This is a genomic window from Pseudomonas grandcourensis (genome assembly GCF_039909015.1).
GTDB classification, from domain to species: domain Bacteria; phylum Pseudomonadota; class Gammaproteobacteria; order Pseudomonadales; family Pseudomonadaceae; genus Aquipseudomonas; species Aquipseudomonas grandcourensis.
This window is the reverse complement of sequence record NZ_CP150919.1, coordinates 997,734-1,015,557: the sequence shown is the minus strand read 5'-3', so window position 1 is coordinate 1,015,557 and position 17,824 is coordinate 997,734. Positions and strand designations below refer to the sequence as shown.

The following is a 17,824-nucleotide window of genomic DNA, read 5'->3' as shown; positions in this document are numbered from 1 at the left end:
TTAACTCAGCGCTTTTTCAATCGCGTGAACGATGGTCGGATCATCCGGCGCCGTACGCGGCGAGAACCGAGCCAGCACACGGCCGTCCTTGCCCAGCAGGAACTTCTCGAAGTTCCAGGTGATGTCGCCGGGAAATTCCGCGCCCTCGCCCGCCAGCAAGCGGTACAACTGATGACGTTCATGCCCGTTGACTTCCAGCTTGCTGGACAACGGAAAGGTCACGCCATAGTTGAGGCTGCAGAAATCCTTGATCTCTTGTTCGGTACCCGGTTCCTGCCCGGCAAACTGGTTGCACGGCAAGCCCAGCACGCTGAAGCCTTTGCCCTTGTATTGCTGGTAGAGGTTTTCCAGCGCCGCGTACTGCGGGGTCAAGCCGCATTTGGAGGCGACGTTGACCACCAGTACGACTTGGCCTTTGAAAGGCGCCAGAGGTAGCTCCTGTCCATCCAGGGCTGTCAATTTAAGGTCGTGAAAAGCACTCATGGCGTACTCCAGATTCCCGTGTTCTTCTCGAAACAGCCACTTGGCGGTGTCGTCAGGGACGGCCGCAGACTAAAAAGGCGCCCACAGGGCGCCTCTCCAGTTATCTGAGCTTAGCGCAGAAATCAGTGGTGATGGCCACCTTCGCCATGGACGTGGCCATGCGCGATTTCTTCCTGGCTGGCGTCACGGATGTCGATGATCTTGACCTGGAAATTCAGGCGCTGACCGGCCAACGGGTGGTTGCCGTCAACGGTGACGTCGTCGCCGTCCAGATCACGGATGGTCACGATCTGCATCTGGCCGTCCGGAGCGGAGGCGTGGAACTGCATGCCCACTTCCAGCTCGTCGACGCCTTCGAACATGCTGCGGCTCAGGGTGCTGACCAGTTCGGCAGCGTATTCGCCGTAAGCGTCTTCCGGTTCAACGGCTACGGTCAGCTCGTCGCCGACAGCCTTGCCTTCCAGAGCCTTTTCCAGGCCCGGGATGATGTTGCCTGCGCCTTGCAGGTAGACCAGCGGCGCGCCGCCGGCGGAGCTGTCGATGACCTCACCAGCGTCGTTGGTCAGGGTATAGTCGATGGAGACAGCCTTATTGGCGGCGATCAGCATGGGGCGAGACCTTTTGCATAGGAAAATTGAAAGGCCAAGTTTAGCGAAGCAATCGTCCGAAAGCGAACACAACCCGGACAGACGGGATTCGACGATCACAGGCTTCCATCAGGACGAGGACGGACACTGGGTGGCCGAGCTTTCCTGCGGCCACACCCAGCACCTGCGGCACCAGCCGCCCTGGCAATCGCGCGCCTGGGTCATAGACCCAGCGCTGCGCCAGGAAAAAATAGGCCAACCCTTTGATTGTGGTTGGTGCGCACAAGGCTCGGTTAGCGATAACCTTGGCGACTGAATTTCGGTAGTTCGCCAGCTATAGGCGTTCACCTTTGCCATGCACCTCCAGAGAATCCGCATGCAAACTTTTTTTATCGCGCCCACCGATTTTGGTGTGGGTCTGACCTCCATCAGCCTCGGGCTGGTGCGTACCCTTGAGCGTGCCGGGCTCAAGGTCGGTTTTTTCAAGCCGATTGCCCAGCCGCATCCGGGCGACACGGGCCCGGAACGTTCCACCGAACTGGTGGCGCGTACCCACGGTTTGAAACCGCCCAAGCCCCTGGGCCTGGCCCATGTCGAGCGTATGCTCGGCGATGGTCAGCTTGATGAGTTGCTCGAAGAAATCATCGCCCTTTATCAGCAGGCTGCCATCGGCAAGGACGTGCTGATCGTCGAAGGCATGGTGCCGACCCGCAGCGCCAGTTACGCCGCGCGGGTCAACCTGCACCTGGCCAAGAGCCTCGACGCCGAGGTGATCCTGGTCTCGGCACCGGAAAACGAAGTGCTGACCGAGCTCTCCGGTCGCGTCGAGTTGCAGGCGCAATTGTTCGGCGGGCCGAAAGACCCGAAAGTCCTCGGTGTGATCCTCAACAAGGTCAAGACCGAGGAAAGCATGGAGGCCTTCGCCACGCGCCTGAAGGAGCATTCGCCATTGCTGCGCAGTGGTGATTTCCGCTTGCTCGGCTGCATTCCGTTCCAGCCGGAACTGAACGCCCCGCGCACCCGCGACGTCGCCGACCTGATGGGCGCGCAAGTGCTCAACGCCGGTGATTACGAAACCCGGCGCATGACCAAGATCATCATTTGCGCCCGCACCATGCGCAACACCGTGGAGTTGCTCAAGCCCGGCGTGCTGGTGGTGACCCCCGGCGACCGCGACGACATCATCCTCGCCGTCAGCCTCGCGGCCTTGAACGGCGTGCCGCTGGCCGGCCTGCTGCTGACCAGCGACACCCTGCCCGACCCGCGCATCATGGACCTGTGCCGCGGCGCCCTGCAGGCCGGATTGCCGGTGCTGTCGGTGAGCACCGGCTCCTATGACACCGCCAACCTGCTCAATGGCCTGAACAAGGAAATCCCCATCGATGACCGCGAGCGCGCCGAAATCATCACCGATTTCATCGCCGGCCATCTCGATGCCAACTGGCTGCACCAGCGCTGCGGTACGCCCCGGGAAATGCGCCTGTCGCCAGCGGTTTTCCGCTATCAATTGATCCAGCGCGCCCAGGCGGCCAACAAGCGCATCGTGCTGCCCGAAGGCAGCGAGCCACTGACCGTGCAGGCCGCCGCGATCTGCCAGGCCCGCGGAATCGCTCGCTGTGTGTTGCTGGCCAAGCCCGAGGACGTGCAGGCCGTCGCCCGCGCCCAGGGCATCGAACTGCCGCCAGGACTGGAAATCATCGATCCGGACTCGATCCGCGAGCGCTATGTCGAGCCGATGGTCGCGCTGCGCAAAAGCAAAAGCCTCAACGCGCCGATGGCCGAGCAACAACTGGAAGACACCGTGGTGATCGGCACCATGATGCTGGCCCTGGATGAAGTCGACGGCCTCGTGTCGGGCGTGATCAACACCACCGCCAACACCATCCGCCCGGCCCTGCAGCTGATCAAAACCGCGCCGGGCTGCACCCTGGTGTCGTCGGTGTTCTTCATGCTGTTCCCGGAAGAGGTGCTGGTCTACGGCGACTGCGTGATGAACCCGCACCCGAGTGCCAGCGAACTGGCCGAGATCGCCCTGCAAAGCGCTGACTCTGCCGCCGCCTTCGGCATCACGCCACGGGTGGCGATGATCAGCTACTCCAGTGGTGAATCCGCCAGCGGCGAAGAAGTCGAGAAGGTACGCGAAGCAACCCTGCTCGCCCACGAACAACAGCACTCGCTGCTGATCGACGGCCCCTTGCAGTACGACACCGCCGCCAACGAAAGCGTGGCCCGGCAACTGGCGCCGAACAGTCAGGTGGCCGGTCGTGCCACGGTGTACGTGTTCCCCGACCTCAACACCGGCAACACCACGCACAAGGCCGTACAGCGCAGCGCCGACTGCGTCAGCCTTGGGCCAATGCTCCAAGGCCTGCGCAAACCGGTGAACGATTTGCCACGCGGCGCGCAGGTCGATGACATCGTCTACACCATCGCCCTGACCGCGATTCAAGCCGCCAACCGACCTATGGATGTGTAAATGCTGGACTTCCTACCTGCTCCGCTGCGGGGCGTGATCGCCTCGCTGCTGCTGGCACTGAACACGATTCTGCTCTGCTCGTTCCTGTTCTGCGTGGCGCTCGTCAAGGTATTGCCGTTCGCCCTCACCCAGCGCCTCGCGGGCTGGCTGATGAGCCATACCCACGAAGCCTGGATCAGCCTCAACAAAGGCTGGATGAACCTGGTGCGCCGCACGCGCTGGCACATCAGCGGCCTGCAAGGCCTCGACTATCAGCACTCGTACCTGATCACCAGCAACCACCAGAGCTGGGTCGACATCCTGGTGCTGCAATACGTGCTCAACCGGCGCATTCAGCCGCTCAAGTTCTTTCTCAAGCAGGAGCTGATCTGGGTCCCGGTGATCGGGCTGGCCTGGTGGGCGCTGGGCTTTCCGTTCATGAAGCGCTACTCCAAGGCCTATCTGGAGAAGCACCCGGAGAAGAAAGGCAAGGACCTGGAAACCACCCGCAAGACCTGTGCGAAATTCCGCAACAACCCGGTGGGCATTTTCAACTTCGTCGAAGGCACGCGCTTCACCGAAGGCAAGCACAAGCAACAGCAGTCCCCCTTCAAGTACCTGCTCAAGGCCAAGGCCGGCGGCATTGCCTTTGTGCTGGATGCGATGGGCGAGCAGCTTGAATCCCTGGTCAATGTGACCATCCACTACCCCGCCGGGCGCCCGGGTTTCTGGGACTTGCTGTGCGGGAACGTTGCGGATGTGGTGGTGCACTTTGAAGAGCTGAAGATTCCGCCGCAATTCATTGGCAAGAACTATGACCAGGACGGCGAATACCGCCTGCAGTTCCAGGGCTGGATCAACCAGTTGTGGCAGGACAAGGATGCGTTGCTGGAACAGATGCACCGCGAGTATCCAGCGAAGTCTTGAGGTGCCTGTACCGGCCTCTTCGCGGGCAAGCCCGCTCCCACAGGGACCGTGTCGTTCACAAATTTTGCGAACGCCCTCAAAACTGTGGGAGCGGGCTTGCCCGCGATAGCCATTTCCAGGACACAAAAAAACCCGCAGACAATCACTTGTCTGCGGGTTTTTCATTTTGCAGCTAAGGCTTAGATCGCACCACGCTCACGCAGCAGACCCAGCACTTGCTTGACGCCTTCTTCCAGCGACACGGACTGGGTGTCGATCACCAGATCGGCATCCAGCGGCACGTCGTACGGGAAAGAATCGCCTGGGATGTTATCCCCGGCCGCTGCGTACAAACCTTGCGGATCACGCTCGGCGCAGACCGTCGGCGAAGCCTGGACGTAGACCGTCAGCAGACGCTCCTTGCCGATCAATTCCCGGGCCTGTTCACGACCTTCGGCACTCGGGGCAACGAACGCAGCGAGGGTCAGCAGGCCAGCCTCGTTGAACTGACGCGCAACGTGCGCGGCACGACGCCAGTTCTCGGTACGCCCGGCGCGATCCTGTGGCAGACCTTTGTTCAGGTCGTGACGCAGGTTCTGGCCATCGAGTACGAACACCGCGCGACCCAGGTCGAACAACTTGCGTTCAACCGCATACGCCAGGGTGCTTTTGCCCGCGCCCGACAAGCCGCTGAACAACACGGTGGCCGGTTGCTGGCCGAAGCGCTGTGCGCGCTCTTCGGTGGCGACGTGAGCCAGTTTGCCGTGGTGCGTGCTGGTGCCATGGGCCAAAGGCTGGGCGACGATCATGCCTGCGCCAACGGTGCCGTTGGTCAAGCGGTCGATGATGATGAAGGCGCCGGTGGTGCGGTTGCTGTCGTAACCGTCGAGGGCAATCGGCGCATCGAGCGCAATCCTGACCTTGCCGATTTCGTTCAGTTGCAATGCGCTGGCCGGGCCTTCTTCCAGGGTGTTCACGTCGACCTTGTTGACGATGCTGGCGATGGAGCCCGGCACGTAACTGGTGGCGCGTTTGATGTCGTATTTCTTGCCCGGCAGCATCGGCTCTTCAGCCATCCACACCAGCATGGCTTCGAAGCTGTCGGTCACCGGTGGCACGTTGTCGGCGTGAACCAACAGGTCGCCACGGGAGATGTCGATTTCGTCTTCCATGGTCAGCGTGACTGCCTGACCAGGACCTGCGTGCTCCAGCTCACCTTCGAAGGTAACGATAGACTTCACGCGGCTGCTCTTGCCCGACGGCAGCACCACGACTTCGTCGCCTTTCTTGACGATGCCGCTGGCCAGCGTACCGGCGAAGCCACGGAAGTTCAGGTTTGGACGGTTGACGTACTGCACCGGGAAACGCAGGTCGGTGAAGTTGCGATCGCCCGCCACTTCCACGGTCTCGAGGATTTCCATCAGCGACTGGCCGGTGTACCACGGCGAACGCTCGGACTTGTTCACCACGTTGTCGCCCTTCAGTGCCGACATCGGCACGAAGTGCATGCTGGTCGGCTTGAGCTTCAAGCCCTCGGCGAACTGCAGGTAGTCGGCCTTGATCGACTCGAACACGCCTTGGTCGAAGTCCTTGAGGTCCATCTTGTTGATGGCCACGACTATGTGCTTGATGCCCAGCAACGAGGCGATGAAGCTGTGGCGACGGGTCTGGGTCTGCACGCCGTAACGGGCGTCGACCAGGATGATCGCCAGGTCACAGGTGGACGCACCGGTGGCCATGTTGCGGGTGTACTGCTCATGGCCCGGGGTGTCGGCGATGATGAATTTGCGCTTGGCGGTGGAGAAATAGCGGTACGCGACATCGATGGTGATGCCTTGTTCGCGCTCGGCCTGCAGGCCGTCAACCAGCAGCGCCAGGTCGATGTCTTCGCCGGTGGTGCCGACTTTTTTCGAGTCGCGGGTAATGGCTTCCAGGTGATCTTCGTAGATCATCTTGGAGTCGTGCAGCAGGCGCCCGATCAGGGTGCTCTTGCCGTCGTCGACGTTACCGCAGGTCAGAAAGCGCAGCAGCTCTTTACGTTCGTGCTGGCCCAGGTAGGCGAGGATGTCCTCGCTGATCAAATCAGATACGTGCGACATGACAACCCCTTAGAAATAACCCTGACGTTTTTTGTCTTCCATCGAGCCTGCGCCATCGTGGTCGATGACACGGCCCTGGCGCTCGGAAGTTCGCGTCAGGAGCATTTCCTGAATGATGTCCGTGAGGCTTTCGGCCTCGGACTCCACCGCGCCCGTCAACGGGTAGCAACCAAGGGTACGGAAACGCACTTTCTTTTTGACGATGCGCGCTTTGTCTTCATCGCTCAGGTGCTCGAGGATGCGCTCGTCGTCGATCATGATCAGCGTGCCGTTCTTCTCGATGACTTCACGCTCGGCGGCGAAGTACAGCGGAACGATCGGGATGCCTTCAAGGTAGATGTACTGCCAGATGTCCAGCTCGGTCCAGTTCGACAGCGGGAAGACGCGGATCGACTCGCCCTTGTTGACCTTGCCGTTGTAGACGTTCCACAGCTCGGGACGCTGGTTCTTCGGGTCCCAGCGGTGCTTGCTGTCGCGGAACGAGTACACACGCTCTTTGGCGCGGGACTTTTCTTCATCGCGACGGGCGCCGCCGAATGCTGCGTCGAAACCATACTTGTCGAGTGCCTGCTTGAGGCCCTCGGTCTTCATGATGTCGGTGTGCTTGGCGCTGCCGTGGGTGAACGGGTTGATGTCCTGCGCCACGCCGTCCGGGTTGACGTGGGTGATCAGGTCGAGGCCCAGCTCGGCGACCATCTTGTCGCGGAAGCTGTACATCTCCTTGAACTTCCAGCGAGTGTCGACGTGCATCACCGGAAACGGCAGCTTGCCCGGGAAGAACGCCTTGCGTGCCAGATGCAGCATCACGGCGGAGTCTTTACCGATGGAGTACAGCATCACCGGGTTATCGAACTCGGCGGCCACCTCGCGGATGATGTGGATGCTTTCCGCCTCCAGCTGTTTCAGATGCGTCAGTTTGTCGACCATGGCTACTCACGAAAACTTTCTTATGAACGGCCAGCGGGCCGTGTTCGAGCGGGGATCCTAGCACAGCGACCACTTCTAATCAGGACGCCAACTAGATCGAAAGAGCATATGAATATGCCTGCCCGTTTGGGCACTGCAGCCCTTTTTTGATCGATGGTGTACCTCAGATCGGATTCGGGCAATCGATGAAGATGTGCTCCAGCGCAAACCGGCGGGCCAGATAATCCCCCAGCGCCTGAACGCCGTAGCGCTCAGTCGCATGGTGACCGGCGGCAATGAAGCTGATGTCGTTTTCCCGGGCGCTGTGGAAGGTTTGCTCGGAAGCCTCGCCGCTGAGGTACAGATCGACACCGGCCAGAATGGCCTGATCGATGTAACCCTGGCCACCACCGGTGCACCAGCCGACGCGGCGGATCATGGCGCTGCCTTCGATCAACAGCGGCTCACGCCCCATCACTTCCTGGACGCGGCGGGCGAAATCCCGGGGCATCATCGGCTCATTCAAGGAGCCTACCAGGCCGACAATCTTCAGGTTGTCCGGGTCCAGCGGACCTTCGACGGTGATGTCGAGCTGCCGCGCAAGCTGCACGTTATTGCCGACGTCCGGGTGCAGGTCCAGCGGCAGGTGATAGGACAACAGGCTGATGTCGTGCTTGAGCAGGGTCTTCAGGCGGCGCTGTTTCATGCCGGTGATGCACGGGTTCTCGCCTTTCCAGAAGTAGCCGTGATGCACCAGCACCAGGTCGGCGTTGGCTTCCACGGCCGCATCGAGCAAGGCCTGGCTGGCGGTGACGCCACTGACAATGCGCATCACTTGCGGCCGTCCCTCGACCTGCAGACCGTTGGGGCAGTAATCGGCGATTTTGGCGCTGTTGAGGTAGCGGTCGGCTTCTTCGACCAGGGTGCTCAGGGCGACGGCCATAAAAGACTCCTAAATATCCCGTTCAGAGGCGCGTGCGGCCTCGTATAATGCGCGTCATTATGAGCGGTCTCATACCGCCTGCAACTCTCTCAGGAACTGCTTAATGCTCAAGGCGCTGCGTTTTTCCGGCTGGCCGCTGTTGGCCGGCGTGCTTGTCGCTCTCTTGATAATCCAGCGTTACCCGCAGTGGGTGGGGCTCCCGAGCCTCGACGTCAACCTGCAACAAGCGCCGCAAACCACCAGCATGCAGCAGGGCCCAGTGTCTTATGCCGAAGCGGTATCCACCGCGGCGCCGTCGGTGGTGAACCTGTACACCACCAAAGTCATCAACAAACCCAACCATCCGTTGTTCGAAGACCCGCAGTTCCGTCGTTTCTTCGGCGACAACTCGCCCAAGCAGAAGCGCATGGAGTCGAGCCTCGGTTCTGGCGTGATCATGAGCCCGGAAGGCTACATCCTGACCAACAACCACGTGACCAGCGGCGCCGACCAGATCGTGGTGGCGCTCAAGGACGGCCGGGAAACCCTGGCGCGGGTGATCGGCAGCGACCCGGAGACTGACCTCGCGGTTCTGAAAATCGACCTGAAAAACCTGCCGTCGATCACCGTGGGGCGTTCCGACAACATCCGCATCGGCGACGTCGCGCTGGCAATCGGCAACCCGTTCGGCGTCGGCCAGACCGTGACCATGGGCATCATCAGCGCCACCGGGCGCAACCAACTGGGCCTGAACAACTACGAAGACTTCATCCAGACCGATGCGGCGATCAACCCGGGCAACTCGGGCGGTGCGCTGGTGGATGCCATCGGCAACCTGACCGGCATCAACACGGCGATCTTTTCCAAGTCCGGGGGCTCCCAGGGCATTGGTTTCGCGATCCCGGTGAAGCTGGCCATGGAAGTGATGAAGTCGATCATCGAGCACGGCCAGGTGATTCGTGGCTGGCTGGGTATCGAAGTACAGCCGCTGACCCAGGAACTGGCCGAGTCGTTCGGTTTGTCCGGGCGTCCAGGCATTGTCGTTGCGGGGATTTTCCGCGACGGTCCGGCACAGAAGGCCGGCCTGCAACTGGGTGATGTGATTCTTGCCATCGATGGCGAACCGGCCGGTGATGGCCGTCGCTCGATGAATCAGGTGGCGCGGATCAAGCCGACCGACAAGGTCGCGATCGAGGTGATGCGCAACGGCAAGGAGCTCAAGCTGACGGCGGAAGTCGGCCTGCGTCCACCGCCGGCTCCGGCCAAGGATAAAGAAGAAGAGTAAGCGGCTAATACAAACCCTTGTAGGAGCGAGCAAGCTCGCTCCTACAAGGGGCAGCGGTGGTTTAGAGGTCGCCGAGGCCGTCGATCAACGCCTGATTCTGCTCTGGCGTGCCGATGGAAATCCGCAGGAACTGGGCAATCCGCTCCTGCTTGAAGTGCCGCACGATCACGCCTTGCTCGCGCAGCTTCGCCGCAAGCCCCGCCGCATCGTGCCGAGGGTGACGGGCGAATATGAAGTTCGCCGCCGATGGCAGCACTTCAAAACCCTTCTCCTCTAGCTGTGCAACGACCTTCTCGCGATTCTCGATCACCAACCGGCAAGTCTTGTCGAAATACTCGCGATCGTCGAACGCGGCGGCAGCGCCGACATTCGCCATGCGATCCAGCGGATAGGAGTTGAAGCTGTTCTTGATCCGCTCCAGCGCCTCGATCAGGTCTGGATGCCCCACCGCCAGCCCCACCCGCAGGCCGGCCAGGGAACGGGACTTGGACAGGGTCTGGGTCACCAGCAGGTTTGGATAACGGTCCACCAGGGTGATTGCCGTCTCGCCGCCGAAGTCGATGTAAGCCTCGTCGACCACCACCACCGAATCCGGGCTGGCCTTGAGAATCCGCTCCACCGCCTCCAGCGCCAACAGGCAACCGGTCGGTGCGTTCGGGTTGGGGAAGATGATCCCGCCGTTCGGCCTGGCGTAGTCCGCCGGGTTGATCTGGAACTGCTCGTCCAGCGGCACCGCGTCGAACTTGATGCCGTACAACCCGCAGTAGACCGGGTAGAAGCTGTAGCTGATGTCCGGGAACAGCACTGGATTGTCATGCTGCAGCAAGCCGTGAAAGATGTGCGCCAGGACTTCGTCGGAACCATTGCCGAGGAAAACTTGATTGCTCTGCACGCCGTAGTACTTGGCCACCGCATTCTTCAGCAGATCGCTGTTCGGGTCCGGGTACAGGCGCAGGTTGTCGTTCAGCTCGGTCTGCATCGCCGCCAAGGCTTTAGGCGATGGGCCATAGGGGTTTTCATTGGTGTTGAGCTTCACCAGTTTCGCCAGTTTCGGCTGCTCGCCCGGCACGTAAGGCACCAGACTCTTGACGAAGGGGCTCCAGAATTTACTCATGATCAGTCAACCTTCTTATCGTCAACGATGCGGTATTCGGCACTGCGAGCGTGGGCGGTCAGCGACTCGCCACGGGCCAGCACGGAAGCGGTCTTGCCCAGTTCGGAGGCACCCTGCTCGGAGCAGAAGATGATCGACGAGCGTTTCTGGAAGTCATACACACCCAGCGGCGACGAGAAGCGCGCGGTGCCCGAGGTCGGCAACACATGGTTCGGACCTGCGCAGTAATCGCCCAGTGCTTCAGAGGTGTGACGCCCCATGAAGATCGCACCGGCGTGGCGGATTTGCGGCAGCCAGGCCTGTGGATCGGCAACCGACAATTCCAGGTGCTCCGGCGCGATGCGGTTAGCCACTTCGATGGCTTGCTCCATGTCGCGAACCTTGATCAGTGCACCACGGCCATTGATCGAGGTTTCGATGATCGCGGCGCGCTCCATGGTCGGCATCAGCTTGGCGATGCTGGCGGCGACCTTGTCGAGGAACTCGGCGTCGGGGCTGACCAGAATCGCCTGGGCGTCTTCGTCGTGCTCGGCCTGGGAGAACAGGTCCATGGCGATCCAGTCCGGATCGGTCTGACCGTCGCACACCACAAGGATCTCGGAGGGACCGGCAATCATGTCGATACCGACCTGGCCAAACACGTGGCGCTTGGCGGTGGCGACATAGATGTTGCCCGGGCCGACCACCTTGTCGACCTTCGGCACGCTTTCAGTACCGTAAGCCAACGCCGCTACCGCTTGGGCGCCGCCGATGGTGAACACCCGGTCGACACCGGCTATGCAGGCCGCGGCCAATACCAGTTCATTGATTTCACCGCGCGGGGTCGGCACGACCATGACCACTTCGGTCACCCCGGCAACCTTGGCCGGAATCGCGTTCATCAACACCGACGACGGGTACGACGCCTTGCCGCCCGGTACATACAGGCCGGCACGGTCCAGCGGCGTGACTTTCTGGCCCAGCACGGTGCCATCGGCCTCGGTGTAGCTCCAGGAGTCCTGCTTCTGTTTTTCGTGGTAGCTGCGCACACGAGCCGCAGCGACTTCCAGGGCTTCACGCTGAGGCACGGAGATGCGGGTGAGCGCCAGTTCCAGACGCTCGCGCGGCAGGATCAGGTCGGCCATGGACTTCACGTCCAGGCCGTCGAACTGGCGGGTAAAGTCCACCAGTGCCGCGTCGCCACGCTCACGCACGGCTTTGATGATGTCCAGCACCCGCTGATTGACCGAGTCGTCAGACACACTTTCCCAGCTCAGCAGATGATCCAGATGATGCGCGAAATCCGGGTCAGCAGCGTTGAGTCGGCGAATTGCAGTCGGTGCGGTCATAGCGAGAGCCTCATAGGAATGGCAAAAACTCAGGCACCCGAAGCTAGCACTCCATCCGCTTGGGCACCTGAGAATTCTGGCTATGAGGCGGATAGACGGGCGCGACTTAACGTCGCGCAGGTGAATCAGCCGCGGTGTCGAGACTCCACTGCCTTGCGCAGGGTGTCGATCAACGCCTGGATACGGGCGTGCTGCATCTTCATCGAGGCTTTGTTGACGATCAGCCGGGAGCTGATGGCGGCAATGAAATCCTGTGGCTCCAGGCCGTTGGCCCGCAGCGTGTTACCGGTGTCGACCACGTCGATGATCTTGTCGGCAAGGCCGATCAGCGGTGCCAGCTCCATCGAGCCGTACAGCTTGATGATGTCGACCTGACGACCCTGCTCAGCGTAATAACGCTTGGCAACGTTGACGAACTTGGTGGCGATGCGCAGGCGCCCTTTGGGCTCGACCGCGCCGACCTTGCCGGCCGTCATCAACTTGCACTGGGCAATTTGCAGGTCCAGTGGCTCGTACAGGCCCTGGCCGCCATATTCCATCAGCACATCTTTACCGGCGACACCGAGGTCGGCAGCACCATGCTCGACGTAAGTCGGCACGTCGGTGGCTCGCACGATCAGCAGGCGTACGTCTTCCTGGGTCGTGGGAATGATCAGCTTGCGGCTCTTGTCCGGATTCTCGGTCGGCACGATGCCCGCTTCAGCCAGAAGCGGCAGGGTGTCGTCAAGGATGCGGCCCTTGGACAGTGCGATGGTCAACATGGGAAACGTCAGTCCTTATCAAGGTACTCATGCCCGGTCGCAAATGGCGCCGGACACACATCGAGCCGGAAACCGGCTCGACTTTACAACAATTCAACGGGCACATCCTTGTGCCCATGTAGCAGAAACTAGCCCGGTACGCGGCGGATCTTGGCGCCGAGCATCTGCAGTTTCTCTTCGATGCACTCGTAACCACGGTCTATGTGGTAGATGCGATCGATCAGGGTATCGCCTTCGGCGATCAGCGCCGAGATCACCAGGCTGGCCGAAGCACGCAGGTCAGTCGCCATCACTGGCGCGCCCTTGAGCTTTTCGATCCCGGTAACGATCGCGGTGTTGCCTTCGACCTGGATGTGAGCGCCCATGCGGTGCAGTTCGTAAACGTGCATGAAGCGGTTTTCGAAGATCGTCTCGATCACGGCACCAGTGCCTTCGGCAATGGCGTTGAGGGAGATGAACTGCGCCTGCATGTCGGTCGGGAACGCCGGGTACGGAGCGGTCCGCACATTGACGGCTTTCGGACGCTTGCCGTGCATGTTCAGCTCGATCCAGTCTTCGCCGCAGGTGATTTCGGCACCGGACTCGCGGAGTTTTTCCAGAACGGCTTCGAGGATGGTCGGATCGGTGTCCTTGACCTTCACGCGACCGCCGGTTACGGCAGCGGCAACCAGGTAGGTACCGGTTTCGATACGGTCTGGCATCACTTTATACGTGGTGGTGTGCAGACGCTCGACGCCATCGATGGTGATGGTGTCGGTGCCGGCGCCGGAAACCTTGGCGCCCATGGCGTTCAGGAAGTTCGCCAGGTCGACCACTTCCGGCTCGCGCGCGGCGTTAGCCAGGACGCTGCGGCCCTTGGCCAGAGCGGCAGCCATCATGATGTTTTCGGTACCGGTTACGCTGACGGTATCGAAGAAGAAGTGCGCACCGCGCAGGCCGCCTTCAGGCGCCTTGGCCTTGATGTAGCCGCCTTCGACGTCGATGACTGCGCCCATGGCTTCCAGGCCACGGATGTGCAGGTCAACCGGACGCGAACCGATGGCGCAACCGCCAGGCAAGGCGACTTCGGCTTCACCGAAACGGGCAACCATCGGGCCCAGTACCAGAATCGACGCACGCATGGTTTTAACCAGCTCGTACGGTGCGATCAGGGTTTTGATGGTGCGCGGGTCGATTTCGACGGAGAGTTTCTCGTCGATCACAGGCTCAATGCCCATGCGCCCGAACAGCTCGATCATGGTGGTGATGTCGTGCAGGTGCGGCAGGTTGGCCACGGTCACCGGGCCATCGCACAGCAAAGTGGCAGCCAGGATCGGCAGGGCAGAGTTCTTTGCCCCGGAGATGCGGATCTCGCCATCAAGACGAGCGCCACCGGTAATAATTAATTTATCCATAAGAATCTCGACGCCCTTGGGCTCAGGTGCGCTCGGCCCAGGCCGCGCTGCTGAAAAATTTCATAGTGACCGCATGGATGCTGCCATCGACGATCCACGGGTTCAAATGGGCATAGACCTGCTGCTGACGCTTGACCGGGCTCAATGCCGCCAGTTCATCGCTAATCACGTTCAGCTGGAAATTGCAGCCTTCGCCCTCGACTTCTACTTTCGTTCCGGGCAGCTTTCCTTCAAGAAAGCTCTTAACTTCGTTGGCCTGCATGCTCAACCTCAATCGGCGCCCTGTGCGCGCGGGTCGGACATCATACAAAAAAGCCCCGCGCCTGCGAACCCCGCCAAGCAGGACTCGGACGGGGGGCTTGTTCATAGATGCGGGTTAGGGATGCGCCAACAGCTCGGTCAGCTCACTGACCTGAGCGATTTCACGCATGTCTTCCGGCATCCCGTGGATACTCAGGGCCTTGCCGGCCGCCTGCGCATCGCGGATAAAGCACAACAGCAACGACAAACCGACGCTGCTGGACTTGGTCACCGCCGAGCAATCGACCACCAGCGCCGCAGCCTTGCTGGCCTTGATCAGCGCCTTGCCCTGCTCGCGCAGGCCAGGGCCAGTGCGGTAATCCAGCACGCCACTGAGTCGCAGCTCGCCCGCTTCGTCCATCTGGACTGCCGACTCACTCATTGGGCTGACTGCTCCGGTTTCTTGTCGGTGGCTTCCTTGGCCTTGGCGACTTCCCCGGCCCAACCGTTGATGGTCTTGTCCAGGTCGTTGCCATTGCGCTGCATCGCATCGGCGAACTGATCGCGGAACAGCTTGCCGATGTTGATGCCGTTGATGATGACGTTACGCAGTTTCCACTCGCCGTTGATCTTTTCCAGCGTGTAGGACACCGGATAGATCGCGCCACTGCTGCCCTTGACGGTCATGCCGACGCTGGTACGGTCGCCCGACTCGTCTTTGGCCGGATCAACGGTGATGCCCTGGTTGTTGTACTCCAGCAAGGCATTGCCATAGAACTGGAACAGGCCCTTCTTGAAGTTTTCTTCGAAGGTCTTCATCTGCGCAGGCGTAGCTTTACGCGAGTACTTGACCGTCATGATGCTCTTGGAAATACCCTCGGCATCCACAACCGGCCCGACGATATTGTCCAGCGCCGTATAGAAGTCCTGCGGGTCCTGCTTGTACTTCTCTTTGTTTGCCGCCAGGTCCGCGAGCATACGGTTGGTTGTGTCCTGCACCAGTTCGTGCGCCGAAGGCGCCGCTACGGCATGGGACACCAACGGAAACACCGCGAGCATTACCAACAGGCCACGTCGCAAGGTAGAGATCATTTAACTGTTCCTCATTTAGCTTCTTTGCTAACGGTATTGAGCAGGAATTTACCGATCAGGTCTTCGAGCACCAGCGATGACTGCGTGTCATGGATGGTTCCACCATCCTTGAGCAGGGTGTCTTCCCCGCCCACGCTGATACCGATGTACTTCTCGCCCAACAGGCCAGCGGTCAGGATAGATGCAGTGGAGTCCGCCGGCAGATTATCGATGCGTTTTTCCAGCTGCATAGTCACCCGACCGGTAAAACTGTCGCGATCCAGATCGATGGCCGTGACCTTGCCGATGGTCACACCGGCCATGGTCACCTTAGCTCTGACCGTCAAACCGGCGATATTGTCGAAGTAGGCGTAAAGTTTATATGTGTCGGTGCTCGGAGTCGGGGACAGGCCACTGACCCGCAACGCCAACAAGAGCAAAGCCAGGATGCCAGCCAGCAAGAAAAGGCCGACACCGATTTCCAGGGTGCGGTTTTGCATCAGAAATCTCCAAACATCAAGGCGGTCAGAATAAAGTCCAGGCCGAGTACTGCCAACGAGGCATACACAACGGTCTTGGTAGTGGCACGACTGATCCCCTCGGAAGTGGGTTCGCAGTCATAGCCTTGGAATACGGCGATCCAGGTCACCACAAAGGCAAAGACGATGCTTTTGACGATCCCGTTGAGCACGTCGTCGGTGAACGTCACGCTGTTCTGCATGTTCGACCAGTAGGAACCTTCATAGACTCCCAGCCAGTCGACCGCCACCCACGAACCGCCCCAGATACCCACCACGCTGAAAATCATCGCCAGCACCGGCAGGGAAATGAAACCGGCCCACAAGCGTGGCGCGATGATGTACTTGAGCGGGTCCACCCCGATCATTTCCAGGCTGGACAACTGCTCGGTGGACTTCATGTTGCCGATTTCGGCGGTCAACGCCGAACCTGCGCGCCCGGCGAACAGCAAGGCGGTCACCACCGGCCCCAGTTCACGCAGCAACGTCAGGGCAACCATCTGCCCGACAGCCTGCTCTGAACCATAGCTGGAAAGAATGTTGAAGCCCTGCAGCGCCAGCACCATGCCGATGAACACCCCGGAGACCACGATGATCACCAGGGACATCACGCCCACCGAATGCAACTGCTTGACCAGCAGCCCGAAGCCGCCACCGATACCGCCCCGGCCCAGCAAGGCATGGAACAGGAACAAGCTCGAACGCCCGAACACCGCCAGCACATCGATGCCGGCCTGGCCGAAGCGGCGAACGCGTTCTATCAATGAAATTCTGCGCATCAGCGCTTCCCCAGAAGATCTGCGCGGTAATCCGTCGCTGGAAAGTGGTACGGAACCGGGCCATCGGGTTCGCCGGTCATGAACTGGCGAATGCGCGGTTCATCCGAGTTCATCAGCTCGTCCGGCGTACCCTGCCCCAACACCTGACCATCGCCCACCACATAAATGTAATCGGCAATGCTCGCAGTCTCGGCCAGGTCGTGGGATACCACGATGCTGGTGATGCCCAGCGCATCGTTGAGCAAACGAATCAGGCGCACCAGAACGCCCATTGCGATGGGGTCCTGGCCGACAAACGGCTCGTCATACATGAGGATCTGCGGGTCGAGCGCAATCGCCCGGGCCAGCGCAACACGGCGCTTCATGCCGCCGGAAAGCTCGTCGGGCATCAGTTCGATGGCACCGCGCAAGCCCACGGCCTGCAGCTTGAGCAGGACGATGTCGCGGATCATTTCTTCCGGCAGTTGCGTGTGAACCCGCAGCGGAAAAGCGACGTTCTCGAAGACATCGAGGTCGGTAAACAGCGCGCCGCTCTGAAACAGCACGCCCATATGCTTGCGTGCATCGAACAGGTCGCTGCGCGACAGTTTCGGCAGGTTCTGACCGTTGACCCAGACTTCGCCCTTGGTGGGCCGCAGCTGGGCGCCCATCAGACGCAAGAGCGTGGTCTTGCCACACCCGGAAGGCCCCATGATGCCGGTGACCTTGCCACGCGGGATACGGATATCGACATTATTGAAAATGCTGCGCGCACCGCGCTTGAAGGACAGTCCCTTCAGCTCGACCGCGTAGGCGTTATCGGCACTCATCTAAACTCCTTGCGATGCAGCCTCTCACTCGGACGCCTGACTTTCTCACGAAAGCACATACCTCCCGGGCAGGCCGAACTGGCGGCGAACTATATCACTGCAAAGGCTGTGCGCCCAAGGCCAAAGCCAGGACATGTTCAACTGCATGACCGGTTGAAAGCCCCGTT

General features: G+C 60.7%; 19 protein-coding genes. 4 read left to right on the top strand and 15 right to left on the bottom strand.

Annotated features, from left to right (window positions below; genetic code table 11):
• The gene (locus AABM52_RS04380; protein WP_103394180.1) at positions 1-483 is read right to left on the bottom strand and encodes a glutathione peroxidase; all 483 of its coding nucleotides are present in this window, start codon (positions 481-483) and stop codon (positions 1-3) included.
• Positions 484-605: 122 nt separating this feature from the next.
• On the bottom strand, positions 606-1,091 hold the full coding sequence (locus AABM52_RS04375) for a peptidylprolyl isomerase (RefSeq protein WP_007901600.1): 486 nt from the start codon (positions 1,089-1,091) through the stop codon (positions 606-608).
• Between AABM52_RS04375 and AABM52_RS04370 the strand changes: the two genes are divergently transcribed.
• The 3 genes from AABM52_RS04370 to AABM52_RS04360 are packed head-to-tail and all read left to right on the top strand — an operon-like array spanning position 1,060 to position 4,452.
• Positions 1,060-1,386: a DUF3565 domain-containing protein gene (locus AABM52_RS04370; protein WP_347910650.1), complete on the top strand. Its 327-nt coding sequence runs from the start codon at positions 1,060-1,062 to the stop codon at positions 1,384-1,386. The two genes, AABM52_RS04375 and AABM52_RS04370, sit on opposite strands and share 32 nt — an antisense overlap.
• A 60-nt stretch (positions 1,387-1,446) precedes the next feature.
• Positions 1,447-3,546 (top strand): phosphate acetyltransferase, encoded by a 2,100-nt coding sequence (gene pta / locus AABM52_RS04365; RefSeq protein WP_347910648.1) that lies wholly within the window; start codon positions 1,447-1,449, stop codon positions 3,544-3,546.
• Positions 3,547-4,452 (top strand): acyltransferase, encoded by a 906-nt coding sequence (locus tag AABM52_RS04360; protein ID WP_347910647.1) that lies wholly within the window; start codon positions 3,547-3,549, stop codon positions 4,450-4,452. It begins immediately after the preceding gene.
• Positions 4,453-4,631: 179 nt separating this feature from the next.
• Here the strand turns inward: AABM52_RS04360 and cysN are convergent, their stop codons facing one another.
• The 3 genes from cysN to AABM52_RS04345 form a co-directional block, all read right to left on the bottom strand.
• Positions 4,632-6,530, bottom strand: a complete 1,899-nt coding sequence (gene cysN / locus AABM52_RS04355) for a sulfate adenylyltransferase subunit CysN (RefSeq protein WP_347910645.1) — start codon at positions 6,528-6,530, stop codon at positions 4,632-4,634.
• 9 nt (positions 6,531-6,539) lie between these two features.
• Positions 6,540-7,457, bottom strand: coding sequence for a sulfate adenylyltransferase subunit CysD (gene cysD, locus AABM52_RS04350; RefSeq protein ID WP_008046199.1), 918 nt, complete (start codon positions 7,455-7,457; stop codon positions 6,540-6,542).
• A 163-nt stretch (positions 7,458-7,620) separates the two neighbouring features.
• Positions 7,621-8,379: a Nif3-like dinuclear metal center hexameric protein gene (locus AABM52_RS04345; RefSeq protein ID WP_008046198.1), complete on the bottom strand. Its 759-nt coding sequence runs from the start codon at positions 8,377-8,379 to the stop codon at positions 7,621-7,623.
• Between the two features lie 103 nt (positions 8,380-8,482).
• Between AABM52_RS04345 and algW the strand changes: the two genes are divergently transcribed.
• On the top strand, positions 8,483-9,643 hold the full coding sequence (gene algW, locus AABM52_RS04340) for a Do family serine endopeptidase AlgW (protein WP_347910642.1): 1,161 nt from the start codon (positions 8,483-8,485) through the stop codon (positions 9,641-9,643).
• A gap of 61 nt (positions 9,644-9,704) precedes the next feature.
• On the opposite strand, the gene hisC is transcribed toward algW, so the two are convergent.
• The 10 genes from hisC to AABM52_RS04290 all read right to left on the bottom strand — a co-directional run bounded on the left by hisC (position 9,705) and on the right by AABM52_RS04290 (position 17,657).
• The gene (gene hisC, locus AABM52_RS04335; protein WP_347910640.1) at positions 9,705-10,757 is read right to left on the bottom strand and encodes a histidinol-phosphate transaminase; all 1,053 of its coding nucleotides are present in this window, start codon (positions 10,755-10,757) and stop codon (positions 9,705-9,707) included.
• A gap of 2 nt (positions 10,758-10,759) precedes the next feature.
• Entirely contained in the window at positions 10,760-12,085 is a 1,326-nt protein-coding gene (hisD, locus tag AABM52_RS04330) for a histidinol dehydrogenase (protein WP_347910639.1), read from the bottom strand.
• Positions 12,086-12,210: 125 nt separating this feature from the next.
• On the bottom strand, positions 12,211-12,846 hold the full coding sequence (gene hisG / locus AABM52_RS04325) for an ATP phosphoribosyltransferase (protein WP_008018703.1): 636 nt from the start codon (positions 12,844-12,846) through the stop codon (positions 12,211-12,213).
• A gap of 128 nt (positions 12,847-12,974) precedes the next feature.
• The gene (murA, locus tag AABM52_RS04320; RefSeq protein WP_008070575.1) at positions 12,975-14,240 is read right to left on the bottom strand and encodes a UDP-N-acetylglucosamine 1-carboxyvinyltransferase; all 1,266 of its coding nucleotides are present in this window, start codon (positions 14,238-14,240) and stop codon (positions 12,975-12,977) included.
• Positions 14,241-14,262: 22 nt separating this feature from the next.
• Entirely contained in the window at positions 14,263-14,502 is a 240-nt protein-coding gene (locus tag AABM52_RS04315) for a BolA family protein (RefSeq protein ID WP_008046181.1), read from the bottom strand.
• 114 nt (positions 14,503-14,616) lie between these two features.
• Positions 14,617-14,922, bottom strand: a complete 306-nt coding sequence (locus AABM52_RS04310; RefSeq protein WP_046040055.1) for a lipid asymmetry maintenance protein MlaB — start codon at positions 14,920-14,922, stop codon at positions 14,617-14,619.
• Positions 14,919-15,572 carry an ABC transporter substrate-binding protein gene (locus AABM52_RS04305; protein WP_347910635.1) on the bottom strand — a complete coding sequence of 218 codons (654 nt, stop codon included), beginning with the start codon at positions 15,570-15,572 and terminating at the stop codon, positions 14,919-14,921. Before AABM52_RS04305 ends, AABM52_RS04310 begins: the two co-directional genes overlap by 4 nt.
• 11 nt (positions 15,573-15,583) lie before the next feature.
• The gene (mlaD, locus tag AABM52_RS04300) at positions 15,584-16,051 is read right to left on the bottom strand and encodes an outer membrane lipid asymmetry maintenance protein MlaD (protein ID WP_007970271.1); all 468 of its coding nucleotides are present in this window, start codon (positions 16,049-16,051) and stop codon (positions 15,584-15,586) included.
• Positions 16,051-16,848, bottom strand: coding sequence for a lipid asymmetry maintenance ABC transporter permease subunit MlaE (gene mlaE / locus AABM52_RS04295; protein ID WP_046040051.1), 798 nt, complete (start codon positions 16,846-16,848; stop codon positions 16,051-16,053). Before mlaE ends, mlaD begins: the two co-directional genes overlap by 1 nt.
• Positions 16,848-17,657 carry an ATP-binding cassette domain-containing protein gene (locus AABM52_RS04290; RefSeq protein WP_008001295.1) on the bottom strand — a complete coding sequence of 270 codons (810 nt, stop codon included), beginning with the start codon at positions 17,655-17,657 and terminating at the stop codon, positions 16,848-16,850. The genes mlaE and AABM52_RS04290 overlap by 1 nt, the downstream gene beginning before the upstream one ends.
• Between the last annotated feature and the right edge of the window lie 167 nt (positions 17,658-17,824).